The sequence below is a fragment of the Paenibacillus sp. TSM33 genome (genome assembly GCF_056099025.1).
In genome coordinates, this window is the sequence record NZ_JBLZXB010000008.1 from 55,566 (window position 1) to 79,562 (window position 23,997).

The following is a 23,997-nucleotide window of genomic DNA, read 5'->3' on the forward strand; positions in this document are numbered from 1 at the left end:
AGGCTCGCTTTTTTTGTTGGGGGTGGTGATTGTGTAACATGGCGAGAGAACGGAGCCCTGAACGGGACAAAGCAAAACAGATGTGGCTGGAGAGCGGCGGAGCGATGAAGCTAAAAGACATCGCCGCCGCTCTTTCTATTCCTGAGGGAAGGGTACGCAAATGGAAGTCTATGGACCGCTGGCAGGATCAATTGAAAGGGAACGTTTTTGATTCGTCCAATGGGAACGTTCCAAATGGAACGAAAGGGAGCGCTCCTAATCCAAGGGGAGCGCCAAAGGGGAACAAAAATGCTGTCGGCAATCGGGGCGGTGCTCCCCCAGGTAACCAAAACGCCAAGGGGAATAGTGGTGGGCCAGGCGGTCCCTATCGCAACAAGAAGGCCCTCAAGACAGGGATGTATGAAACTATCTTTCTGGACACGTTGGAGCCAGAGGAACAGGACATGTTTGTTCAAATCGATACTTCTCCTTTGGCACAGCTCAACGAGCAGCTTATTATGTTGTCTATCCAAGAGCGACGGCACATGCGCCGAGTCAAGCAGCTTGAAGCTGGCCTGACCGACGAGGAAAAGAAGATCAAACAGGAGCTACACCAGCGCAAGGACAAGGTTCCTTACACTAGCCCGAAGACAGGGAAGCAAATTGATCTTCCCGTTGTAACGGAAGGTATGAAGGTCACGGAAATTACGACCGTCACTACTTCCAAGCTGGATAAGATTTTGAAGCAGGAAGAAGCACTGGTCAAAACCCGTGATAAAAAGCTTCGGGTCATTAACCTTATTGCCAGCTTGCAGCAGGAGGAAGAAAAGCTGGAGATTGCACGCGAACGGCTGGAGCTGGAGAAACGTAAGTTGTTAGGCTATGGCGGCGCGGGAGGGGATGACGACGACGAAGACGATGAGGAAGATGACGACGAATGGTAATTACTCTTGCTAAGGAACATCGAAAAAGAGCCAAGCGGCGGCTAAGGGATCGTCCTGAAAAATTAGACGAGCTAAAGGGAATTTTAGCCGATTTTGAACAGTTCTGCTGGCGTATGCTCAAGATCAAGACGAAGAGCGGTCGTATTATGCCGCTCACGCTTAATGATGCTCAGCGGACATTCGTCCGTGAAGTATTTAGGCAAATCGAAGCTGGCAAGCCTGTCCGGATTATCATCCTTAAAGCCAGGCAGATGGGTTTTTCCACTGTCACGGAAGCGCTGATCTATTATTTCACGTCACTGCAAGAAGCCAAGAACGCCTTTATCGTTGCGCAGTCTTCTGATGCCTCCAGCAACCTTTATGACATGTTCCAGTTTTATTATGAAAAGGTGCCGGCAATCATTAAGCCAATGAGTCGAAAGAACAATGCAAAGAAACTCACCTTCGAAAATCCAACGATTCGAACGGCTGACCGCCGTAAGAATCCGGGGCTCAAATCGAAGATCACTGTACAGACTGCGGAAAGCCGGGTGCTTGCCCGTTCGGACACGATCCATTACCTACATGCTTCAGAGGTGGCATTCTGGCCAGCCAAGAAGAAAAAGAAGCATCTATTGTCCTTGCTGGCAGCTCTGTCAAAAGAGCCAGGTAGCTTGGGTGTGATCGAATCTACCGCCAATGGCATGGAAGAGTTCAAAAAAATGTGGGATGCAGCCGTTAAGGGTGAGAGTGATTTTACTCCGCTCTTTTTTGCGTGGTTCGAAATGCCTGACTATCGAAAGCCGGTACCGCCAGGCTTTGAGTTAACCGAAGAAGAACGGGAGCTGAAAGCAAAATATGGTTTGGAAGACGAACAATTGCAGTGGCGGCGGTATACCATTCGGAACGATTGCGGTGGCGATCCGCGGCAGTTCGACCAGGAGTATCCTTCTGAGCCCGATGATGCTTTCTTACTGTCCGGTGAGGGCATCTTTGATAACAAATTCATCAAGCAGTTACGGGATGGAATCAGTATCATTGGCGGTCGCTACGAGATTGATTTTGTAAAAAACAAGATCATCCCAACGAATGCTGGTGAACTGGTTATTTATCGACAGCCGGAGCAAGGAAAAAGGTACATTCTAGCGGCTGATACTGCTAAGGGTAAGGAAGATGGCGACTATGATGCTGCTTACGTAATTGAGGAGCGCACAGGGGAAATGTGCGCAGCTCTGCATGGCAAATGGGACACCGACTTGTATGGTAAAAAGCTTAACACACTTGGTTTGTATTACCACATGGCACTATTAGCCGTGGAGAACAACAACACTGGGGAATCCGTCCTGAATACGTTGTTCAATACTTGCCACTATCCGTTGTTGTTCATGCACAAGAAGAGTTTAGGCTGGAATACCAACCAAGCGACCCGACCAGTCATGATAAGTGATTTCAAAGAAGCGATTCGGGACCAGCTCTATGATATCTACTGCCCCGAACTGTACAGCGAGTGCATGACGTTGATAGACAAGAATGGCAGAGCTGAGGCAGACAGTGGGTGCCATGACGATAGAATTCTTGCGTATTCCATTGCCTTGCAGGTGCGACAAGTAGCTGATAAATGGTTTGAATGGTTCAAGAAGAAACAGCAGCAGCGGGCAGAGTCCCGTGATGATTACAACGAGGAAGTGGGGTGGATTTAAACAATGAGTGAAGGAAATGCACAGTGGTTTCAGATCAGCAAGGCGGACGACGAACGGCATATACCGTCCAGTGCTCAATTGCCTGATTTATTTGATGATCTGTACGATCTTCACGGTCTGTTACCCTTCGCACTCGGCAATGACCCTGCTTCCTGCAAGCTGTTGGTCAAAAACTCAAATATCATACCTCAGTGCATTGAGGCGTACAAGCGTAACATAGCCGGTTATGGCATTGCTTTAGAGTATTTGCCAGGAGAGAGCGACGAAACTGCACTGGATGAATGGAACAAGGCTGAAAAGTTCCTTGAAACATGCAATCTGGAGGATACCCCGGACGAAATCATCAGCCAGTTGATTGACGATTTGGAAAGTACGGGGATGGCTCATGTCGAGGTAGCTTGGCCTGTAGGTTCGGAGTTCCCGACCATTTTCCGAATGAACCCGAAATATGTCCGCTGTACGAAGGAAAGTAACAAGGCGACTATCAAACGCAAGCGGCGTATCAGCTCCACAAAGCAAGTAGAGGAGTTTTCACAGGAGATTTACGCCCGACGTTATGCTATGAAGCGCAATACATCTGTCGTGTGGTTCCGACTGTTTGGGACGGAGGCAGAGGGAGGAAGGGAGGAAAATCAGATCATCCCGCTTCGTATCGGTCATGACGGCCCCTATGGGGAGCCGCGCTGGTTTGGCAATGCGCCTGGTGTGGTCGGCAGCCGGGAAGCTGAGGAATTGAATGTGAATTACTTTAGCAACGGACGGATGCTGTCCATGCTCTTGACTGTTACCAACGGCAAGCTGACCAAGCAATCTCTGGAACTGCTTAAAAATGTGAGAGGTTCCAACTCACAGGGCGGCATTCTCTATTTAGAGGCAAAAGGGGAAGAGACAGGCGGCCCGATGGACGAAAAGGTTGAAAAAGTGCAGATCAAGTTGGACAAGCTGAACGATCTACTTCAGCAGGATGCTCTTTTCCTCGAATACGGCAAGGAAAAGAAGACTGATATCTTGTCGGCCTTCCGTCTGCCTCCAATCTTGGTCGGTCAAAGTTCAGACTATAACCGCGCCACAGCCGATGCAGCTCTACGGTTTGCAGAGGAACAGGTTTTTGAGCCATACCGCAAGTGGATTATGGCAGAGATATTTAATAAACGCCTGTTCCCGGCTATGGACATTTTTCGAGTGCGTGCTGTGTTGAGAGGGCCGAAGATCATTGACCCTGCGGATCGCAAAGCTATGCTGGACTTTATCGCTGACCGGGGCATTATGCTGGTGCGGGATCTGATTCCGATTGCCGAGGATGTACTTGGCACAACGATTGATGAGACCAAGTTCAGCGAGGAATATCTGGATACGCCGATTGCGAAGCTTGCAGCCAGTCAGCCCACATTGCTTGAACCAGAGCCAGACACGGACACAGACGACATGCAAAATCGTATTGCTACAATTGCCAAGCGCTTGTTAAAACAGGCTGACAAGGAGGCAGCTTTGCATGTGTGAGTCTTGTTGGGCGTTGATCGCCAAAGCCGACGATGACGAATTTCTTGATAGCCTTGAGCTTAGCTATGTTGAGCGTAAGGTACTTGAGGAATTGTACAAGCAGGGCGAGGAAAAGATCATTGAGATTTTGGAGCTACAGGGGCAAGCCCTTCATGATGCCATATCAGAACTAAGCGAGGATGCCCTGGGCGACATTGGCGAGCTGGGTAAGGTGCTTATTGCTTTGCACACTACAGATGTGTTTGCCGAGCTGTTCGAGCAAGCCATACAGGAGGCTTTTGAACCGCTGTTTCATTTGGCCGGGGAAACAGAGCTGTCCGCGTTGGACAAGGAAAAGGTATGGAGCACTAGCAACAAGGCTGCTGGCCGCTTTACCAAGAAGCTAAAAAAGCTGGTTCCAGACATGAACAAAGCTTCTACGGATGTGTTGCTGCGTAGCTTCGGCAAAGCCATTGAGGAAGGGGCTACACCTTCCGAGCGGGCATTACTAGTGCAGGAGGTTAGTGCACAAGCGGCCAGCGGGGAAGATGGTCCATTTAGTATGCAGCGTGCGCAGCGGGTATCACGTACCATGAGCACCGCAGCCGCCAACGGTGGCAAGCTGGAAGGCTGGAAGCAGTCGGAAATCGCTAAGGGAAAGAAGTGGCGGTCTGCTGCTGGCACACGTACTCGCAAGAGCCATCGAAAGGCCAATGGTCAAGTGGTACCGTTGGATGAACCGTTTAAAGTGGGGGACAGCAATCTGATGTATCCCGGTGATCCGTCCGGGGAGGCGAAGGAAATCGTAAACTGTCGCTGTACGATGCAGTTGGTACTGGATTAATTAAGAGGGGAGGTGAAAGAGAACATGACCTTTAAATTGAAGGATGCAAAGATTACTCATATTTCGCTGGTTGATAAAGGAGCCAACGGTGTTCCATTTGCAATCATTAAATCTGCCGGGAAAAATGCCATCCAGAAGCAAGTACAGATTGCGAAAGTTGACGATGCCAAAAGGGTTGTAATAGGCGTGGTATACCAGCCGGACGTGGCTGACGCTCACGGGGATCAGATGGATGCGGAGGAAATTGAGAAGGCTGCCCATCTCTTCATGGAGAAACAGCATACTTATAACATCGATAAGCAACATGATTTAGACACGGACAAAGGCTATGTAGTCGAATCCTATATTGCTCCTTGTGACATGGAGATTGGTGAACAAACTATTATTAAAGGCTCCTGGGTGGCCGGGGTAAAGGTAACGGATGACGACACTTGGGATGATATTCAGAAAGGCGAGATTACCGGCTTCTCGATGTGGGGTGTCGGTAAGCGTGAAGAGATTGGGGATGACGGGGAGGTATCTAAAGGGCTCTTGAGTAAAATCGTTAAAGCGCTCGGTGCAATGGGATTGATTGAGAAAGGCGCAGTCGCTGACAAATACAATAAGAACCGTAAGAACCGCGAATTTTGGGCTGCTCAGGATGCCTTGAATGCGGTTCTTTTTCGTTGGGATAGTTGGGAGAGCGGCATGGAGAGCGACCCTGAATTAATCCGTGAAGCCCTTCAGGACTTTGTGGACATCGCTCAGGAAGTGCTCGTTCAAGAGGATATTGTAAAGGCAATCGGAAGCCCACCTGAACAGATCGCCAAGGCTGGAAAGAAGATCTCTGCCGACAATCTGAAACACATCGATGATGCCATTGCTTCATTAACCGAATTAAAAATAAAAACTGCTCCTGCTGAAGAAGCTGAGCCTAAGGAGGACGACGATTTGAACACAGAAGATATTGCAAAGGCTGTACAAGCTGCCGTAGCACCAATTGCCAAACAGGTAGAAGCCCTGTCGACGCAGGTTACTGAATTAAAGAAACAAGAAGGGGAAGAGCCTGGGCAGCCAGCAGGAACAGAACCACCTGCTGAACCGCAAACAAACGCGCTGACTGACGCGATTACCAAGGCACTAGCACCGCTGACTGAGCAGGTCCAAGCGCTGGCTACTGACGTACAAGTTGTAAAGAACAGCCGTGGTGGTTCCGCTCAAGGCGGTATCGTAGACGAAATTCAAAAATCTACTGGCGGCGTAAGCTTTGGCGGCCTGCTTTAATACCAAAAAGGGAGACTAGCAAATATGAGAACAAACGGACAAATCATCAAATCCACTATTACGAGCACGTTGGATCAAACAGCCCTGAACTATGAGCAGGTGGACAAGTTTACCGAAATGGCTTATGAATCTACGGAGTTTCTAAAGGGGATTCGTACGATTAATAAGCTCAGCTCTAAAGGTACAATTGACAAAATCGGTGTGACTGGCCGTAACCTGCGCAGCAAAAAAGAAAATATTATGGCTGACAATACGCCTACCCCAACATTACCGCAAGTTCCGTATGCCGTAGAGCCAGTTGTTTTGCCATTCGAAATCACCGAGGAATTTATCCGTCAAACCGCTCGTGTGCGTGGTCAGAATGGTGAGGATATTATTATGGCAGCCATGACCAAAAACTATGGTGAAAATATGCAGGATATTGGGTTTAACGGAGACACTGCTACGCCGAATACTGACCCGGATTATGCTTTCCTAAGTATGAATAACGGTTGGTTGAAACATGCGAAGACCAAAGGCAATTACATTGATTGGACGACGTTGAAAGACCCTCAGAAAAAGGGTGTACTGTTTGAACTGGAACGTGCGATTCCAACACGTCTGCGTACTGGTGGTGTATTCAAGTATTTTATGCACCCGAATACCTTTTCTAAGCGGCTTCAGGCTTTGGCTGAGAAGGACACCAGTGCATCCATTCAATTGCAAATTATGGGCGGAGTGAAGAAGGTGAACAGCTATGAGGTTGAGGAAGTAGCTCATATGCCTGAAGGAGCTATCATCTTTACGTATCAGCAGAACTTTGTCTTGGTCAATACGTACGATATGCAAATTCGTAAAACTACCGAGGGCAGAGAGGCCATCTATGCAGACAAGCGTTTCTACGCTATCCATTCCGATTACGACTCTATCTTCGAAGAGCCAGGGGCAGTTGCATATGTCGAAGGGGTGACGTTCTGATGGCATATATCACGTACCGAGGAGAGAACACTTCTTTAATGCTTTACGGCATCCGGTTCCCGGCCAAAGTCCCGGTGCAGGTTGAACAAGGTGAGGTCGTTAAAAAGCTACGTGAACGCTCGGATTTTGATATCAAGGAAGAAAAGGTTATTCCGCTGGAAGAGCTGACCATCGTCCAACTTAAAGACAAGGCTAAGGCTGCCAACATTGAAGGATTCGGCAGCATGAACAAGTCTGATCTAATTGCTGCTTTACGTGGCGGTGGTAAGCCTTCCGATAATACGCCACCTGCAGATAATCTGTCGAAACCGGAAGGGGCTGACAATAAAAGTGCTGACGCCAACAATCCTCCAACAGCGTAGCCGGGTAACCCCGATCCAAGAGGCACCGGCTGAGCTGCTACAGCAATACATTGATGACGCGCAAGTACGTATTGAATTGTATCTGCCAATTCCCTTCCCGGCCGAACCTGATAAGCAGATTATGCTGGCTTGGACCAAGCTGGCGGAGGGATTGGCATTGCAGGACAGCGAGGAATATCTTGCATCCGTGGCGCGTAATTATGCGTCCGAGAGCGATGGTGCTTGGACGTACACCCGTCAGGCTGTGGAAGGCAAAACAACGGGTAATGCTGATGTGGACGCTATCCTGTTTCTGTGGGTGAAAAAGCAGACTGGACCGGATGATGGTAACATCACCGCATACGTGCTATGAATCACCGGTTTAAAACGCCATTGGCCGTGTATCGTGTTGGTCAAAAACGAGATGATGACGACCTGTTCGACGATCGGAAATCCGGTAAGATAACTGACGTAAAATGCTTTGTCGTGACAACTACGACGGAAGCCAAAGCAGATTCTAAGCCGGTAATGTACATCGTCAAAAAGACGATAGGTATTCCGAAACAAGCTGATGTTAAACTAAGTGACGAAGTGGTGCTGCTAGGCCGCCGATACTTGGTGATCGACTCCATTCCGCGTCGTTACTGGCGCGAGCTGCTTGTAACATGTGAGGTGAAGGGAAATGACCATTCATGATTTCGATGGACTGGCCCGGCGGTTCCGTCGTATAGCTGATGAAGGGATGGAACGTATTTTGCGTAACATCGCGGAGGCAGCTGGGGAAACGTTGCTCAATCTAATTATTGATGAGATCGACCGACAGAACCTGATCGACACCGGAGCCATGTGGCAGTCCTTTTCCCGTGGCGACAATAACAACGTGTGGGAATGGGATGTAGACCGTAACGCGATCACATTGGAGCTTGGTTCCAATCTTCCCTATGCCCAACTTGTGAATGATGGTTACACCATTGAGAAGAAACATTTTGTGCCGGGTTACTGGAATGGTGGCGGCTCATTTGTCTATGATCCGTCAGCCAAGACTGGGTTTATGGCAAAGCCGCGCAGCTTCATCGGCAGGCATTATTTTGATATTGCTGTCGAGCACCTTGAGGGAGGAATGAACCAACTCATCATGCGGCGGTTAGAGGTTGAGCTGGAAAGGATGTTGCGCTGATGATGGATGTTGGTTTAAAAGCCTGGGCCGAGATTGTGCGACGGGTGTATCCTGAACTTTCTATCTTGCGGGATCGGTCTAAATGGCTGGCTGGTGATTTTAAACTGCCTGCCGTGTTTATCGAGACGGATCTTGTTTCGGACAAGGTTCACACGCCGCGAGCTGATCGGATCATTGAAGATGTGGGGCTGGTGTTCCACTATGACAAGGAACGAGCGGACGAGCAGGACGAGGGGGAGCCTATACCGCTTGATCTTGACCTGTTGTTCCTCTACTTGCGGCAGCAACGGTTTAACGTAGCATCCAAGCGTTTTGGGGTTGTGCTGGTCATTGAGCCGCCACGGACCCGGAAAAAGGCCGACCAAGTAGAGGTCACCTTTAGGTACTCGTATTTGCTCAGTGTACCGAAGCCACCGGTCAATGACGATGGCAGCCCAATTCAGAAGATTAACAATTTTTATATCAGTCACAACGGGGAGGAATTTGACGCATGACTGACGATTTAAACAAACGAAATAAGCAGGAATGGATAGAGAGCGCAGCGATCTTGAAGGCAGAGCCTTACGAGATTGCGGGCGCTCTTTTTGATTGCGCTGCTGACGTTTTACTTTCGCGGGCAGAAGTGGAGCAAAGACTGGATGCGTATTTGCATCCGGTCAAAGAAGCCCCTGCTTCTGTGCCTGTTAAACTAGAAGTACCACAAGTGAAAAAACCAAAGGAGGAAACGCCAAATGACAATTCAGCGGGTTAGGCCCAGCGCGTACATTGAATTGCTAGTAAAGGCACGGTCTCGGGTTGTTCCAACAACTGGTCGTGTACTAATACCGTATCAGGCCGAATGGGGCGCACCGAACCAAGCCGTAGATATGGCTAATGATTCGGAGCGCCTGAAGGAGTCCGGCAAGCTTGTTGATGTATTGGAGCTTGCTGCCGAAAGCGGGGCGACTGTTATTGGCTACCGGGTTACAAACGGGGAAGAAAAGGCTGCATCTGTCGCTGTTGCTGACAGCTACACTATTGAGGCACGTTATCCAGGGACACGAGGCAATGATTTCGAATACATGGTGCGTCCGGCTCTTATCGATGACACCAAGAAGGAGATCGTAGTCCGCGACACCAAGGGCGTGTATGACACGGAAACGTATCTAGTGGCTGACAAGGCCGCTGCTGTGGAAGCTCTTAAAAAGTCCGCTATGGTCCGTTTTAAAGATACTGGAGCTGCTGTCCTTGCAGACGTGGCTTACACCAAATTGGATGGCGGTACAACTGGCACGGCCGCATTGGCAGCCACCGACTGGAATCGTGTCTTTAACCGGGTGTACGGCCTGACGTTCGATACTATTTACCTCTCTGCTGTTGATCCGGCTGTACAAGCTGCCGCCAAACAATGGCTGCTAGATCGACGCGATAAGGGTCATAAGCTGGCCACGTTGGTTGTCGCTGGCCCGGCAGCTACGGACGGCGACATTGAGGCACACAACGCACGTTCACGGGCCATGAATGCCCGTTATGTAATTAATTGCTCGTTGGCTGGTGAACACACCAACGGCAAGACCTACACATCCGTCGAATGGGCTGCATGGGTGGCTGGGCTGGTAGCTGGTACGCCTGCCAATAAGTCATTTACAGGTGTCAAGGTTCCGATGACGCTGGCTAAAGTGGACTGGAGTCATAGCGAAGTGTTGAAAGGACTTGCAGAAGGTACGCTGATGGCCACGCGTGATGGGTACGACTACGTTATCGAGCAGGCCATCAACACACTGACCACGCTCGGACCAAATGAGCGTGAGGACTTCGGTAAAATTCGTGTCTCGGCCACAATTGACCAGGTGATGAATGATATCTATGATGCGGGCAAGAAGTGGAAAGCCAAGCTGGATAATGATAAGGAAGGACGCGGTATGTTTATTTCTGCAGTTCTGGAGTACCTCAAAATCCGTGCTCAACAGAAGGCCATTGCAGACAAATTCAGTTTTGGAGAAAACCCTAACAAGACAAGCGAAAATGATTATGCGTATTTCGTACTTGCCGCTAAACCGTTGGATGCTATCGAGATTTTCTATATTGATTGGGAGGTGGAATAATAGATGGAACGCGAACTCATTGGGCGAAATCTCTCGCTCCAAGACGACAACGGCGAGGACATTCATACTGTCAAAGAGGTTGAAGTCAAGCTCACCACGGAAACGCTGGATATCGTCAGAGCACGCCGTATGACGAAAACAAAGCAACTGACAGGTTATGAAATCCCGGTCAAAATCGTCATGTCCAAATTAGAATCACGGCTGCGTTACCGACTGCTGGAGGATTTTAAAGCGGGCAGGACCATGTTTTTGGCACGCATCACAGGCGGTCTTGAAGACCGAATCACTGGCAACACAGAGAAAGTGTTGATTACTGGTGTCCACATCCACGGAGAAATGGACATCTTGATTGCTAAAATTGATGATAACAACGGCATCGATATTACTTTAGAGGGCACGGCGACGGACTTCGATTTTGTTGAAAAGTTCCCGGATTATATGTGGGAGTAAGAGGGCGATTTATTCGCTCTCTTTTTGTTTTTTAAAATACAACCAATATGGAGGAAACAACAATGAGCAACCAACAAAACTACAAAAACGATAGATTGCAGAAGTACCTTTCCAAAGCGAAAGAAGACCGTAAAGACGACTTTATCTCAGTACCGGTTGATGGTGAGGATTGGTCTATAAAACGTTTGACTACATTGGAAACCCGTCGGGTTTATGAACTTGCTTACGACGAAGACGGAAAACCAACATCTCCCTTTTACACAGAAGTTGACGTGATGATCGTCAAAGCTACTGAACACGAATTTGATTGGAATAACAAAGACCTGTTAAAAGCATACGGTGCAACGAGTAAATTTGAACTGCCACCGCGCATTTTGGATGATGCGGATGATTATGCTGCACTCAGCAAGGCTGTACGTAATTTTAAAGAGACTCAGGAATCGCTTTTGGCCGAAGCAAAAAACTCATCCGGCGAGACGGAGAAGCGAGCTGGGTAGCCCACTTTTGGGTGAATCAGAAAAAGCTGCCTTCTGAGGTCTTGCCGTATGAAGTAGACGAACAGCGCCAGTATTATTTTTGCCTGGCTGCGTCGATGATCGCTGAGGAAGAAATGGCCCGTCTAAATAGGAAATAACCATGTCGAAACAGGAAGGGGGTGGGAACAATAGCAACTACGTCAGTTACGGTGCCATTTGAGGCACGGGATATGATAACCGGCACTGTCCGAAATATGCGTCGTATGCTTCAGGGCGCTCACGATGATCTGATGAATTTTCGCCGGGCTTCGGGCAACATGTTTGATGATTTTGTATCCGGTAGCCGCCGAGCGAGGGAATCTGCGGACGATCTAGGCAGACGGATCAATGGCGCGTCCGATGAAGTACGGCGTATGAATCAGATCCACCTGGACGATATCTTTCGTCGTGCACGTGCTGGAGCTGATGATCTTAGGCGTTCTGCTGATCGAGCGGATTCGGAAATACGAAGTATCCGGGACGCCCATGTTAAGCTACGGGCCGAGGATTCGATTAGTCCAGTCGTTGACCAGGTATCCGACAAAATTTCAGCGCTGGCAGCGTTGGCAGGTGGGATTGTGCTCGGTAGCGGTATAAGTGACTCTATGTTTGGGGGCGTGTCCGACTACAGCCGTGAGGCGGCGCGAAGTGCAGCATACATGCCAGAAAACTATCGTCAGCAAAGCCTTAGCACGGTGGATGATTTAGTTAAAAAGGCCATTATTCCAGATCGAGTAGAAGGCACCCGACAACTTGCCGATGCAGCTCCTTTAGTACAGGACAAATCCAAGATGAGTGACTTCGTTAGTGCGTCTGCTAAAATCCAGTACATTCGCCCGGATGCCGGAGCTGAGGAAGTACAGCGGTCGCTGTCTCAAACGTCGAACAGTTTTAAAGAATCCTACAGTCAAGTCGCTGATAGCATGATGTATGCCTATAAGGAGGTAGGTGACAAGCAACAGGATCTGTTCGATACGTTTTGGGAGTACAGTCCATACTTTGCAAGCAGCGGCACCGATTCAGCGCAAATGGCAAATTTTTTAACGAAAACTGTCCAGAATGGCGCATTTAACTTCGACAAGCCTGCCGACTTTTTCAAGGAGACGTTTGGTGTCAAAGCTCTGAATACAGGGGATATGGCGAATTACTTTATCAGTCGCGGAGCAGGCAAGGATGAAGCCCAACGTCAGGCGACGGCTTTTACAGACGATATCAATTCAGGTGACAAACAGCGTGCTCAAGGAGCCATAGCGGCATTGGTTGGCGATTTGGCTAGTCAAACGCGGAGCCAATTAAAACAATCCCTTGTAACTTTGGGTTCTGGCGCTGGTGAAGACAACGCTGATTCCATTCTGAAGACGTTCGGCACGGCGTTTCAAAAAGCACCAAACATGAAGGGCACCACTGATAATTTGCTTCGTAAGCAGCAGGCAGCGGACCCAATGACGGAAATGAAGCAAACTCGTGCTGAAATGAGCTTGCAAATGCAAGAGATTGGAACCAATATTTCTCAAGCAGCCCTTCCAGCTATGAAGGAATTTAACGCCTTGCTAGTGCAGAATAAGGATAACATTCAAACGCTTGGTACGGGGATAACCAATACGATAACTGGAGCGACTAGCATCTACAAAGATCATTTCAGAGCTATAAACACTGTACTAATGGGGCTGGCTGCTGTACTGGTAGCTAAGAAATTATGGGCCTTTGCACAAGGTGTAAAGAAGTTCAACGATGATCTTTCTACTGCTGCTAAATGGGTAGGAGAGAAGGGAAAAGCGGGTGCAAATGCGACAGGGAGGGGAGTCAAAGCCGGTTGGAACTGGATTCGGCGTAAACCTCCTGAACCTCCAGCTCCACCGCCCGAGGAAACACCAGCCCAACGAGCTGCCCGAATACGGGAGCGGATGGGTGGACGCGGTATTAGACGCCAATTGAGCGGAAACCGTAACCCTGATGACCGTATTGGTGGTTTACGCTCTGTTGCTTCCATGACTGTTAACGCCACAAAAGTCTATATAAATGGCACTGTGTCGGGTGGTGGAGACGGCGGGGCAGATGATGGCGGTGGCGATAGTGGCGACCGTGACAGAGATCGCCGCCGTAGAAGAAACCGTCGTGGAGGGCGTAGGGGAGCGGGAGGCGGTAGACGTCGTATACGCATTAATGGTCCTCGTCCCACTCCACCCCCTGATCTTAACCCAAGTCCTCGCGGATCGCGTGACAATCCATGGCGTGTTCGTCGACCTGCTCCACCAAATCCACCGCCACCACCGAGTCCGCCTTCTGGCGGTGGCCGTTTGCGAGGCTTCCTGAAAGGAGCAGGTAAAGCGGCTAAAGTTGGCGGTATTGTGGGTACGGTAGCAAGCGTAGCAGCCGGTGCATATGACCTTTACCAAGCATCAAAGGATAAGGGCTTGCGTGAGGCTGTATCTACGCAAGGCGGTGCTATGGTTGGCCGTGTAGCCGGAGGTGCTATTGGCGGGGCTTTTGGGTCTGTTCTTGGACCACTCGGCACAATGGCCGGTGCATACATCGGGAATATCGTAGGGGAGAAGATCGGGAAATTTGCCGATGAAAGCGGATTGACCCGGAAAGTGGTGGATGGTGCGGTTGGAATCTTTAATTCTGCCAAGGATACCTGGACTGGCGTGAAGAACTGGTTCACGGGCGACAAGAAGGAAGAGAAGCCCGGCCCCCCTCCTGAAGCAAAAATTACGATCAACAATCTGACTGAGCAGAAGCAGAAGCGTCTTCAGCAGATTGGCGACGATGTGCGCAAAAGCATAGTCGATAAAGGTCTTAAAGAGGGACTAAAAACCGTTGCTGAGCAACCAGAAGTTAAACAGCGCCTTAATGCACTTAAAAATGCGTGGGGTGTTGTCTGGAAAATGGGTGACAGCAGCAAAGCCCAGAAAAGTATTAAAGATGTAGGAACTGCTTCTAAGAGCAGCGCGGATGAGGTGGCCAAAGGGGCAGCAAAAAATAAACAGAGTTTTAATAGTGTCAGCGCTGTGGCTAAATCGGTCGTGGACAAAACAAGACAGTATTTGTTGTCACTCAAAAATGTTTCATCCCAGGGCAATAGCTGGGGAAGTGATCTTATGTCCCGTTTTATTGCTGGTATGCGCGACCAGTTCCCAACACTATCCTCTGTTGTCAGTAGTGTTGCCGTCGTCCTTAAAAAGATGAAGGATGCGAAAGACGCTAATTCTGGCGGCGGTGGAATTACACCGAAACCTAAGCCAAAACCATATGCTCAAGGTGGATATATCAATCGTCCGCACGTCGGCTTGGTCGGCGAAGCTGGTCCGGAAATGATCATTCCGCTGTCAGCCAGCCGCCGCAGTCGGGGCCGCGAGCTTTGGGAACGAGCTGGAATAATCATGGGTGTACGTCCTTATGCAAACGGCGGCCAAGTCGGACGGCCAAGCCTGATAGGTGCGTCCAGTATGATGCCAATGGCACAGATGCTTAATCCATCAGCTTCGACTGCCCCGAAGTCTGTCAGCATTGAGAATATTAATATTGATTTTGGTGAACTCGCGAAAGGAATAACCAACTTTGTAGAGTTTGCAAAAATGCTTAGTAGTCCGCAAGGTCGAGCTCTGATCCGCAAGGTGGTTGGCGAAGAGGTATTGAAAGCATTAGAGAATGGAGGATAAGCAATGCTGGCACTATCGCAAGGCAAGATCCGTCTTACCTTCCCGATCACCCCGGCAGAGATTCAAATAACCGGAGGCAACGAAGTTGAAACCTTCACCGTCATTACCAGACAGGAGCGCACAGGGAAACCCATTTCCAAGGTGAAACGGGTTTCTTTTTCTGCCATTCTTCCGCGCTATTGGGAAGAAATTTGGGAGACGGATAGCAAACAGACGGTCACCTATAAAACACCAGAAGTAACGTGGAAGCTGCTGGAGCAATGGAAAGGTAAGCCGGTTGTGATCAATTTTGAGAACCTGTTTAGCCAAACGATGCTATTTGAAAGCATGGATCAGACTTATAAGGATGGTCAGGCTAATCTACATGTAACGTACTCTTTTGTAGAGTACAAGCCCGTTAAGATCGTTTCCTACTCTAATTCCAAGCAGGTTCTCAAGCCAGGTACGGTTATTACCAAATCGTCCAAAAGCCGCCCGAACACAACGGGCAAGAAGGACAAAAAGAACGAAAAGAAAAAAGATGATAAAAAAAAGAAGGCCAAGGATAAAAGCAAAAAAGCCAAGGAGGACCCGAACGCTAGGGGCGCTTTTGACTATACCAGTTCCAAAAAGCGAATATCAGACAAGGTTTCCAAGGCTAAAGGGAAGTGATGTATTATGGACGGCTTTGCGGCTGTATATGGCAAGGAGAACGCCCGGCAGATGCTGACGGAGGGCATCGAGGAAGTGTCCTGGTCTTCTGGCCGTGATGAGATTGCCCGCAGCGCTACGGTACGACTTCGCAATGCGAGCAATATAAAGGTAGCTGGTATGCTGATGTGCTTTTCGCAAAAGGTCGGTGATGCTCTTTATCATCACAAAAACCAATTTTTTCACGGACCTATTATCAAATACGAGCAGGACGAATTTACAAACGCTTGGGAAATTGAGGCGCGGGAGATCGGCTGGTATTTGAGCAAGAACAAGGGTACGAGGCCATACCTTAAAGGAGAGGCTGGAGCGGAGTTGCAACGATACATCAAGAGCACGGGCATTGACTTTCGCTGCCCTGCTCTCGGCTTTAATTTGGACGAGCGTTATGGGACTATGGCCCATTCGGAAATTATCCTCGACGTATTGCAAAAGGCATATGAGCGTAGCGGCTACCGTTATTATATAGACCTTGTTAGGACGGAAAAAAGCTTTTATCTGCAGGTGATGCGCGAAGGGACCAATACCAAGGTCCCTATTTTTGTACCCAAACAGATGACCTCCAGCACGGCAGGATACAGCATCGAGGAAACTTATACAGTCATAACCGCGCAGAAATGGAAGGATGATAAGATCGCTTCTGCTGTTACTAAAACGGCAGCGGGTGCAGTGAAGGCAATGGGCCGAATGGAAGAGATCATCGAGGTTGGTGAGGATGAAAAGCCGGAGACCATCGCTGCTCAGCGGTTAAAGGTTTTGTCCGCTGCCAAACAGATCAAGAAAATTACAGTTCGGCACACGGACCATACGTTATCCGGCTTACGCTCCGGTTGGCTTGTCCTGACTAAGAGCGATCATACCTCAAAGTGGATTGTCGTCACGGCTGATAGCAGCTACAAAAATGGAACATATACCGTCACGTTGGAACTGGAAAGGAGGGAATAGCCGTGCTGAATGAAGCGCTCAAGCTTCTAAAAGATCAAACCAAAAACAAAATCGACGCACGGGACACCGAAAGGGCTACGCTTCTAAGTTGGCCCGGTAGCCCGTCAATACAAGTGGATGGTGACCCGGCACCTTTTCCAGCGGATAAACTGGTGTTTGCTGAGTATTTGTTGAATCGGGAAGTTAAAGCGGATTTCATAGCTGCTGAATATCTGGAGGGTGATGAAGCCAAAGGCAGCGTTACAGGCGTATTGGCTAACGGTGTGGTGTATGAAACAGGTGAACCTTACAAGCAGACTCCACGGACATCGTTACGTGGCAAACTGGTTATTCCTAGCCCTTTGCAGGTCGGTGATCGTCTGATTGTCTCCAGACTGAGCGGACAGCGGTACTATGTTCATGGAAAGGATGTGGGGGCTGGTGGCTGATGATGAAACGTTATTCCCCGATCTTGATCTTTCCACACTTGACGAGGTGGAGCTGACGGAGACAGTAGCATCTGAAACCAAATGGACGTATGTGATCGACTATCGCACGCGGCAGATGGCCACCACAGATGATGGACGTCCCAAGAAGACAGCCACCTATGCTGAATATTTAGTGCAGACGGCGATGAAAATCCTGAACACCGAGCGATTTCAATATGTGGTGTACGACGCTGATATTGGCGTCGAACGATCTGAATGGGCCAATTGGGAGGACGTTGAAATTAAACGCGACATCGAGGAAGCTTTGGCAGCTCATACGGAAATCACTCAAGCCGAGGTGCTGTCTATGGAGCGAGACGGCCAAAACATGCACCTACGAATTAAATTAACCGGGTTGATCGGAGAAACAGAACTGGAGGAGGCGATTGAACTGTGAATGTTAAGTTAACGGATCTGCCGGCGCTTCCTCCAATGGCAATTTTGGAGGAAACCCCCGAGGAAGTATACCGCCGATGGGTTAACCGTGCGATTACATTGGCACAGGAAAAAGGCTTGCCCCCGCCTCCTACTGATCCGGGAGAATATTTCTATGATCTGTGGTACCCGATAGCTATGGAATATTCCGAACAGCAGGAACTGTTAACGTATGCTTTCCTTCAGGGCTTCCCCATTTGGGCAGATGGCGAATTTCTGGATGGTCACGGGTGGTCGGATGGAATGCCTCGTAAAGCGGGCGAGGACGATGATACGTACCGATTGCGAATGCTTGAGCGTGCGTTTACTGAGGAAGGCAGCGGGCGTCGAAAGGATTATGAGACATGGGCAAAGGAGCTGGAGGGTGTTGGTGGTGCTGTGGCCGTGGAGAAGGCGCGAAGTGATGTGTCCATAGACCTGTATTTGACTGACCTGCAGGGTGAGCCTGTAACAGAAGAATTTGCTGCTAAGGTGAAGGCGGATATGTGGGAAACCAAGCGGATTGCCGGGCATGATCTGGCTGTACATCCTGCCCCAGTATTCACGTTGCAAGTAGCTGCGAAACTAAATACAGTTCTTCCGCTTCCAGAATTGGTGGAACCCATTAGGAAACGGATTGCCGACTACGCCATTGGTAGAACAAAGCTTGTCTTTAATTACGTAGGTGCTGCTTTGTTGGTCAAGGGCGTGGAGGATTATGAAAATCTCACGCTTAATGGAGCGACCAAAGACGTTGAGGTTCCAGTAACGTCCGTAGTAAAAATTGAGGTGAACCTGACATGATACCTCTGCGCTATCGGGAAATGTTGCCGCCGCACATGTATGAGATCGACATGGCCGAGCGGCATTTTGGTGTTATGGAGCTGGTGGTGGATGAGCGTGAAAAATCAATTGACGATCTGGGCAATCAGTTTATCTTACAACGGGCTACTTGGTCGCTACTGATATGGGAATGGATATATTTCCGACAAGAGCAAATTGGGACATTGGAGCAGCGGCGTGACGCGATACGTCGTAAACGTTGGGCAAAGCGGCCATTTACGCTGTCCACGTTGCGGCTAATCGGCAGGAAGTACGGTAATCTGTTGGACGTACAAGAGGACTTTCTAAAAAAGACTATTCTATTTGTCTATGCTGTTGATACCCCACTTGATGTAAAAAGCCTGATGGAAGACTTTGAGTACATTCGACCTGTCCACATCAATAAGGCTTCGCCCTCATTTAACATTGCATTTCATCATACGTTCAAGATCCGTTCCCGTATCCGATTACGTTCCAGAGTTCGCTTTTTCGGCGGGCAGCCTTGGTATCTGGATGGTGTGGAGCTATTAGATGGAATTGCTTCTTTGTCCGGATGGACCGGTGAACGCCAACGATATCGGAATAGATTGGAACTGAAGGTTCGACATCCAATTGAGAATCGACAGGAAGGCATTGTAAAGGTCCGGCAGAATTATTGGCTGCTGAATGGTAGTGTTATGCTCGATGGAAGCCGATTACTAAGCTCTACCGAAAAAATAGAAACTGTATAGGAGGTAACAATGGCTGAACAAGTATTAACGGTAACAACTGCCTACGCAAGAGAACAGATGGCCCGAGCGCGGGCCGAAGGCGGTACACTAACGAAGGTGACCAAGATGGCTTTTGGCGCTGGTGGAGTGGATGCGGCGGGCAAGCCGCTTCCCTTGGACGGAACAGAGCAGTCCTTAAAGTCTGAGTTGCTGCAAAAGGACATTTCCAGTTTTGAATTTATTGCCCCTGCAACTATTCGGTATGTCTGCTCGCTTGCAGAAAACGAGCTGGCCGGGAAGACGATTAATGAGCTGGCGTTGGTTGATTCGGCGGGCAAGGTAACTGCTGTTCGCACCATGACTAATAAAATTAAGGACAGCGATATGGAGTTTATATTCGAAATTGATGATATCTACTAAGGAGGAAATGGACGATGGCAATTAAGGAACCGCGAAAGTTTGTCACTTCGGATCAAGGCCATGCAGATGTCCTCAACATCCCAATCACAACGCTTTATGAAAACGACCAGGCGTTGGCTGCACAGATTGAAAACATTAAAAACGATCCGGCCGGAAATGACATTGCATCCAAGGCTGCACTGGACAATCACATTTCTGATACCAACTTACATGTAACTGCCGTCAAGCAAGCGACGTGGAATGCGGCAGAGGGAAATGCCAAGAAGTATACAGAGCAGTATGCAGCACCCAAGGCGCATACGCATCCTGCATCGGATCTGCCTTCCGCATCAACACAGGCGCGCGGAATTGTGCAGATTAATACATCGGTAAGCAGCACTTCTACAGATCAGGCAGCTGCGCCGATCGCGGTCAAGACGGCATATGATCGAGCCAATGAAGCATACAGCCGGGCAGACCAAGCTTTTACGCAAGCCGTTGATCTTAAAAATAAAATCGTAGGCGCGATCAACGGCAAATTTGGAGGCGCCAGTTCTGACATGAGTAGCGATCAGATAGCAGCAGCAATCACAAATGCACCTGTAAAACGATTCGCGAGCGGTACGTTCAATGGGCAGAGCGCTACATCCATCGGTATTAGTAGTGGTGCAGATTTATCCCTGGCAGCATCAGGTTTAGGTTTTTCTCCTATCGGGATATTTTTTAGAGTGGAATTGCGTGACACATCCAACAGAATTTTTTTAAGCGGAACAGTATACGATGTAAAATCGTTTGGAAGACAAGCTCTGGAAGACGGAGGCTTCAACAATCGGATTAATTCTCCTTACCTAACTCCACAAAACGGTGGTTTTGTCGTGAATGTATCAAGTGGAACGCTGCGAACTGGTGGCGGCGGCTCGCAGGCTGTTTTAAAAGCTTTTGAATGGTGGGCATTCGAATAATAGAAAGGGTGATTTATATGAAAATTGGACCAAAGGTTTACTGGAGAAAATCAAGCGGTGAGGTTATTTTTATGACTTCCCAAGTCGAATCAGAGTCAGCACGTGAGACCACTAAAGAGGATGATATGGGCTTTTATCCTCAGTTAAAAGGATACGATCCTGAACAGGTAGACGTCCTCAAACTTGAGTTTGATAAGTATACTGAAGACTTCTACCACGCGACCAGTTACAGAGTGAATCCAGATACTAAGACAATGGAATTCACATACCCGTCTAAGAGTGGCAGTGACTCGCCCCCTACGAAACCTCTTACGGATCAGGTAGCGGAGCTTAAACTGGCTGATTTGGACAATAAAGAAGCCATAGCCGGGCTTATTCAGCTAGTTATGTCACAGACCGATGCTAAATAGAATCCGGGAGCGGGTTCTACTTTTTATTCTCACGCAGTTCATGAGGGGAGGTGAAAAAATCATGAATGAGCAGATTAAAAAAGCTTTTGCGACGACACTTGTACATCTTATCCTTGCTGGCCGCCGTGAAATTGAGGATGTACCAGTAGGATTGCGAGACTTGGTTAAAGCAGACTTGGGCATTACTGAGCCTTCACAGGCAACTCTGACAGCTACACAGGCGGCAGAACAACCAACAGAACAAGAAGCGTAAGCGGTGTGTCCAATCGGATGCGCTATTTTTATGCCCTCGGAGTGGTCGGGGGCTTTATTTTTTAAGGGGGAAAAGGTAGTGAGCCAAATAAAAATATTTGGCAGCACCGTATGGACCGCAATCGTTGGGACATCGGAAAAGGAGGCGGCGGCAGGGGGAGTGACGGCGCTGACTGGTCTGATTGTTACATTTTTGGGTGGGTGGGACAAGCCGCTTCAGGTGCTGCTTATAGCAATGTTGCTGGATTACGTTTCTGGCGTAATTGCTGCTTTGAAAAATAAAAAGATGGATAGCGACGTGATGTTTTGGGGAGGTATCCGCAAAGTTACTGTGTTGATGGTGGTTGGATTATCTGCGCAAATGGATGATTGGTTACAACCAGGAGCTCCTCTTTTTAGGACAGCAGCCATTTACTTTTACGCTGGCCGTGAAGGATTATCATTAGCTGAAAACTTGGGAGCAATGGGCATCCCGCTTCCGTTCAAGCTAAAAAGTTTCTTGAAGCAGCTTAACGAGAAAGGAGATGGACAGGATGGTACAACTGACGCTGGAACAGATACAAAAAAAGTCTCTTAATCGACTTGTCGGGTTGAATCCAGTTTTTAAGATTGTAGTGGAAAAATTAATTGAGCGCTGCTATGCCCGTGGTGTTTGGATAGTAATTACTCAAGGACTCCGCACATATGCGGAACAGGATGCTCTCTATGCCCAGGGACGGAATGGAGATAAGCGTCCTAGAGTAACCAAAGCCCGAGGCGGTTACAGCAATCATAATTTTGGATTCGCTGCCGATTTTGCGTTGTTGCTTCGGGATGGCCGAACAGTGAGCTGGGATACGCTGCGTGATGATGATAAGGATTCGCTACCTGACTGGTCGGAAGTGGTCGAAGAAGCAAAGAAACTTGGGCTTGAGTGGGGAGGAGACTGGCGTACATTCAAGGACATGCCTCACCTACAAATGGCCTTTGGCTTGTCTACAGCAGACTTTCGGTCAGGTAAACGACCAAGTCAGGCGCAGCTTAATGCTGTGTTGTTCAGATTGAACAAAATGAATATGGAGGATGAGGAAATGACAGCAGAAGAAAAAGCAGCGTTTAAGGCATTACAGAAACGTGTGATCGCACTTGAATCTGCAAACAAACTTACAAAGGTTCCAGCGTGGGCCGAGCAAGCCTGTATTAATGCTAAAGTTGCAGGAATGCTGGACACGGCAAATGACGGTAGCTACGACTTTTACCGTATGATCACATTGCTTGACCGAGCTGGAGTATTCAAGAAGGGAGGCGTTGCATAATGACAGACTGGAAACGTAAATTGTCCAGCCGTAAGTTCTGGGCGTTACTGGCCGCATTGATCACGAGCTTGCTAACTGCTTTTGGTGCGAACAATGATACAGTTATTCAGATGACTGGCGTTATCGGTGCATTCGGCGCAGTGATTGCTTACATTCTAGCCGAGGCTTATGTAGATGGTAAGTCGGCTGAAACATCTACCACTGACGATTTGTAAATTTACAAACGTTTGGAAATACGAAGCACCCTGCTGGCGTAATGCCGGCGGGGTGTTTTTTTTTTTTTTTTTGTTTACAGAAGTGTGTTAGCAGAAGACAAAGTATTATCTGAAAAATAAAGTTGTAGACTTAGAAGATAAAGTACCAGACTGTCGAGAGCATTAAGCTAACGGTAGTATAGCTCAGTGGTTCCATTACAAAAACAGATGTAGTATATTTTCATAAATACGCTGAAAGGAGTTGTTAAAATGATCACGGTTTATACTGATAGATATAAAGAAGAAGTCATTAAACTAATATTGCATGTACAGAATGTTGAGTATAGTGTAGGGATTAGTGTCGAAGACCAACCAGATATACTAGATATTCAATCGAGTTATATTGAGGGTGGAGGGAACTTTTGGGTAGCGTTAAACGATAACGGTGAGGTTGTAGGTTCTATCGGTTTGCAAAAGAAAACTAACGATGTTGCCGTACTAAAGAAATTTTTTGTTTATAAAGATTACCGAGGCAAAGAACTAGGGATAGGAACAGGACTTTACGAAGCTTTGCTTGATTTTGTGGAGAAACACCGGTTTTCTAAGGTGATTTTGGACACTCCATCTAAAGCCACCAGGTCACACAGCTTTTACAAAAAGGTTGGCTTTAAGGAGATTGCTAAAGAGGACTTGCAAATTCAATATGATTACCCTGATAGGGATTCACTTATTTTTGAATTAGACCTATCTGATAAATGATTTTGAACTAACGGGGAACGTTAGTTCAATGAAACAGCGACAGTCTAGGACTTTATTTTTTCGTCCTTTGCTGTCGCTGTTTAATTTCTAAGGTCAGTCTAAAACTTATTTTATTGAGCCTGACGGTATGACAATTCGAAAAGCGTTTTGAATGAAGAATCCAGTCTATTAACTTTATTTTCTAATGACAGAGAGCCCTTATGACAAACGTAGCCTTTCCACACGATTCGCAAAAAAGATATTGACAATTGGTTAATTGCTGGGCAAAAATAGTAAAAGGTTATAAAATACTGGAATTTTTATG

General features: G+C 48.2%; 31 protein-coding genes. All 31 read left to right on the top strand.

Features of this window, described 5'->3' with window-relative positions; all coding sequences use genetic code 11:
• Positions 1-38 precede the first annotated feature (38 nt).
• The 31 genes from ACN6NF_RS02425 (at position 39) to ACN6NF_RS02575 (ending at position 23,693) form a co-directional block, all read left to right on the top strand.
• The gene (locus tag ACN6NF_RS02425) at positions 39-923 is read left to right on the top strand and encodes a phage terminase small subunit-related protein (RefSeq protein WP_474314791.1); all 885 of its coding nucleotides are present in this window, start codon (positions 39-41) and stop codon (positions 921-923) included.
• Entirely contained in the window at positions 917-2,602 is a 1,686-nt protein-coding gene (locus ACN6NF_RS02430; RefSeq protein ID WP_474314794.1) for a terminase large subunit, read from the top strand. Before ACN6NF_RS02425 ends, ACN6NF_RS02430 begins: the two co-directional genes overlap by 7 nt.
• A 3-nt stretch (positions 2,603-2,605) precedes the next feature.
• Positions 2,606-4,102: a phage portal protein gene (locus tag ACN6NF_RS02435; RefSeq protein ID WP_474314795.1), complete on the top strand. Its 1,497-nt coding sequence runs from the start codon at positions 2,606-2,608 to the stop codon at positions 4,100-4,102.
• On the top strand, positions 4,095-4,925 hold the full coding sequence (locus ACN6NF_RS02440) for a phage minor head protein (protein WP_474314798.1): 831 nt from the start codon (positions 4,095-4,097) through the stop codon (positions 4,923-4,925). The genes ACN6NF_RS02435 and ACN6NF_RS02440 overlap by 8 nt, the downstream gene beginning before the upstream one ends.
• A 24-nt stretch (positions 4,926-4,949) precedes the next feature.
• On the top strand, positions 4,950-6,188 hold the full coding sequence (locus tag ACN6NF_RS02445) for an XkdF-like putative serine protease domain-containing protein (protein ID WP_474314800.1): 1,239 nt from the start codon (positions 4,950-4,952) through the stop codon (positions 6,186-6,188).
• 24 nt (positions 6,189-6,212) lie between these two features.
• Positions 6,213-7,145 (top strand): phage major capsid protein, P2 family, encoded by a 933-nt coding sequence (locus tag ACN6NF_RS02450; protein ID WP_474314801.1) that lies wholly within the window; start codon positions 6,213-6,215, stop codon positions 7,143-7,145.
• Positions 7,145-7,507 (top strand): Rho termination factor N-terminal domain-containing protein, encoded by a 363-nt coding sequence (locus tag ACN6NF_RS02455; RefSeq protein ID WP_474314803.1) that lies wholly within the window; start codon positions 7,145-7,147, stop codon positions 7,505-7,507. Before ACN6NF_RS02450 ends, ACN6NF_RS02455 begins: the two co-directional genes overlap by 1 nt.
• Positions 7,476-7,859, top strand: a complete 384-nt coding sequence (locus ACN6NF_RS02460) for a head-tail connector protein (protein WP_076158954.1) — start codon at positions 7,476-7,478, stop codon at positions 7,857-7,859. The genes ACN6NF_RS02455 and ACN6NF_RS02460 overlap by 32 nt, the downstream gene beginning before the upstream one ends.
• The gene (locus ACN6NF_RS02465) at positions 7,856-8,182 is read left to right on the top strand and encodes a hypothetical protein (RefSeq protein WP_474314805.1); all 327 of its coding nucleotides are present in this window, start codon (positions 7,856-7,858) and stop codon (positions 8,180-8,182) included. The genes ACN6NF_RS02460 and ACN6NF_RS02465 overlap by 4 nt, the downstream gene beginning before the upstream one ends.
• Positions 8,169-8,663 (top strand): HK97 gp10 family phage protein, encoded by a 495-nt coding sequence (locus ACN6NF_RS02470; protein WP_474314808.1) that lies wholly within the window; start codon positions 8,169-8,171, stop codon positions 8,661-8,663. Before ACN6NF_RS02465 ends, ACN6NF_RS02470 begins: the two co-directional genes overlap by 14 nt.
• The gene (locus ACN6NF_RS02475) at positions 8,663-9,157 is read left to right on the top strand and encodes a hypothetical protein (RefSeq protein WP_474314810.1); all 495 of its coding nucleotides are present in this window, start codon (positions 8,663-8,665) and stop codon (positions 9,155-9,157) included. Before ACN6NF_RS02470 ends, ACN6NF_RS02475 begins: the two co-directional genes overlap by 1 nt.
• Complete coding sequence (locus ACN6NF_RS02480) at positions 9,154-9,414, top strand: hypothetical protein (RefSeq protein WP_474314811.1); 261 nt, start codon at positions 9,154-9,156, stop codon at positions 9,412-9,414. Before ACN6NF_RS02475 ends, ACN6NF_RS02480 begins: the two co-directional genes overlap by 4 nt.
• On the top strand, positions 9,395-10,747 hold the full coding sequence (locus tag ACN6NF_RS02485) for a phage tail sheath subtilisin-like domain-containing protein (protein WP_474314813.1): 1,353 nt from the start codon (positions 9,395-9,397) through the stop codon (positions 10,745-10,747). The genes ACN6NF_RS02480 and ACN6NF_RS02485 overlap by 20 nt, the downstream gene beginning before the upstream one ends.
• Positions 10,748-10,750: 3 nt before the next feature.
• Positions 10,751-11,197 carry a phage tail tube protein gene (locus tag ACN6NF_RS02490; RefSeq protein WP_064796729.1) on the top strand — a complete coding sequence of 149 codons (447 nt, stop codon included), beginning with the start codon at positions 10,751-10,753 and terminating at the stop codon, positions 11,195-11,197.
• A 62-nt stretch (positions 11,198-11,259) separates the two neighbouring features.
• The gene (locus ACN6NF_RS02495) at positions 11,260-11,694 is read left to right on the top strand and encodes a hypothetical protein (RefSeq protein WP_474314816.1); all 435 of its coding nucleotides are present in this window, start codon (positions 11,260-11,262) and stop codon (positions 11,692-11,694) included.
• A gap of 11 nt (positions 11,695-11,705) precedes the next feature.
• Entirely contained in the window at positions 11,706-11,831 is a 126-nt protein-coding gene (locus ACN6NF_RS02500) for a hypothetical protein (protein WP_256703291.1), read from the top strand.
• 21 nt (positions 11,832-11,852) lie between these two features.
• Entirely contained in the window at positions 11,853-15,374 is a 3,522-nt protein-coding gene (locus tag ACN6NF_RS02505; protein WP_474314819.1) for a lysozyme family protein, read from the top strand.
• A gap of 3 nt (positions 15,375-15,377) precedes the next feature.
• Positions 15,378-16,025: a hypothetical protein gene (locus ACN6NF_RS02510; RefSeq protein ID WP_474314820.1), complete on the top strand. Its 648-nt coding sequence runs from the start codon at positions 15,378-15,380 to the stop codon at positions 16,023-16,025.
• Positions 16,026-16,031: 6 nt separating this feature from the next.
• The gene (locus ACN6NF_RS02515; RefSeq protein ID WP_474314821.1) at positions 16,032-17,009 is read left to right on the top strand and encodes an XkdQ/YqbQ family protein; all 978 of its coding nucleotides are present in this window, start codon (positions 16,032-16,034) and stop codon (positions 17,007-17,009) included.
• Positions 17,010-17,011: 2 nt separating this feature from the next.
• The gene (locus ACN6NF_RS02520) at positions 17,012-17,437 is read left to right on the top strand and encodes a hypothetical protein (protein ID WP_474314822.1); all 426 of its coding nucleotides are present in this window, start codon (positions 17,012-17,014) and stop codon (positions 17,435-17,437) included.
• On the top strand, positions 17,409-17,873 hold the full coding sequence (locus ACN6NF_RS02525) for a DUF2634 domain-containing protein (RefSeq protein ID WP_474314824.1): 465 nt from the start codon (positions 17,409-17,411) through the stop codon (positions 17,871-17,873). Before ACN6NF_RS02520 ends, ACN6NF_RS02525 begins: the two co-directional genes overlap by 29 nt.
• Positions 17,870-18,694: a baseplate J/gp47 family protein gene (locus ACN6NF_RS02530; protein ID WP_474314827.1), complete on the top strand. Its 825-nt coding sequence runs from the start codon at positions 17,870-17,872 to the stop codon at positions 18,692-18,694. Before ACN6NF_RS02525 ends, ACN6NF_RS02530 begins: the two co-directional genes overlap by 4 nt.
• Complete coding sequence (locus ACN6NF_RS02535; RefSeq protein WP_474314829.1) at positions 18,691-19,443, top strand: putative phage tail protein; 753 nt, start codon at positions 18,691-18,693, stop codon at positions 19,441-19,443. Before ACN6NF_RS02530 ends, ACN6NF_RS02535 begins: the two co-directional genes overlap by 4 nt.
• 9 nt (positions 19,444-19,452) lie before the next feature.
• Positions 19,453-19,842 carry a phage tail-collar fiber domain-containing protein gene (locus ACN6NF_RS02540; RefSeq protein WP_474314831.1) on the top strand — a complete coding sequence of 130 codons (390 nt, stop codon included), beginning with the start codon at positions 19,453-19,455 and terminating at the stop codon, positions 19,840-19,842.
• Between the two features lie 14 nt (positions 19,843-19,856).
• The gene (locus tag ACN6NF_RS02545) at positions 19,857-20,783 is read left to right on the top strand and encodes a phage tail protein (RefSeq protein WP_474314833.1); all 927 of its coding nucleotides are present in this window, start codon (positions 19,857-19,859) and stop codon (positions 20,781-20,783) included.
• 17 nt (positions 20,784-20,800) lie between these two features.
• Positions 20,801-21,193 carry a hypothetical protein gene (locus ACN6NF_RS02550; protein WP_474314836.1) on the top strand — a complete coding sequence of 131 codons (393 nt, stop codon included), beginning with the start codon at positions 20,801-20,803 and terminating at the stop codon, positions 21,191-21,193.
• 61 nt (positions 21,194-21,254) lie between these two features.
• Entirely contained in the window at positions 21,255-21,446 is a 192-nt protein-coding gene (locus tag ACN6NF_RS02555) for a CD1375 family protein (RefSeq protein WP_474314838.1), read from the top strand.
• A gap of 78 nt (positions 21,447-21,524) precedes the next feature.
• Positions 21,525-22,022 carry a phage holin family protein gene (locus ACN6NF_RS02560; protein WP_474314840.1) on the top strand — a complete coding sequence of 166 codons (498 nt, stop codon included), beginning with the start codon at positions 21,525-21,527 and terminating at the stop codon, positions 22,020-22,022.
• Positions 21,979-22,740, top strand: a complete 762-nt coding sequence (locus ACN6NF_RS02565) for a M15 family metallopeptidase (protein ID WP_474314843.1) — start codon at positions 21,979-21,981, stop codon at positions 22,738-22,740. Before ACN6NF_RS02560 ends, ACN6NF_RS02565 begins: the two co-directional genes overlap by 44 nt.
• Positions 22,740-22,955 carry a hypothetical protein gene (locus tag ACN6NF_RS02570; protein ID WP_474314845.1) on the top strand — a complete coding sequence of 72 codons (216 nt, stop codon included), beginning with the start codon at positions 22,740-22,742 and terminating at the stop codon, positions 22,953-22,955. Before ACN6NF_RS02565 ends, ACN6NF_RS02570 begins: the two co-directional genes overlap by 1 nt.
• A gap of 249 nt (positions 22,956-23,204) precedes the next feature.
• A complete protein-coding gene (locus tag ACN6NF_RS02575) occupies positions 23,205-23,693 on the top strand; it encodes a GNAT family N-acetyltransferase (RefSeq protein WP_474314846.1) in 489 nt (162 codons plus the stop codon).
• Positions 23,694-23,997 lie beyond the last annotated feature (304 nt).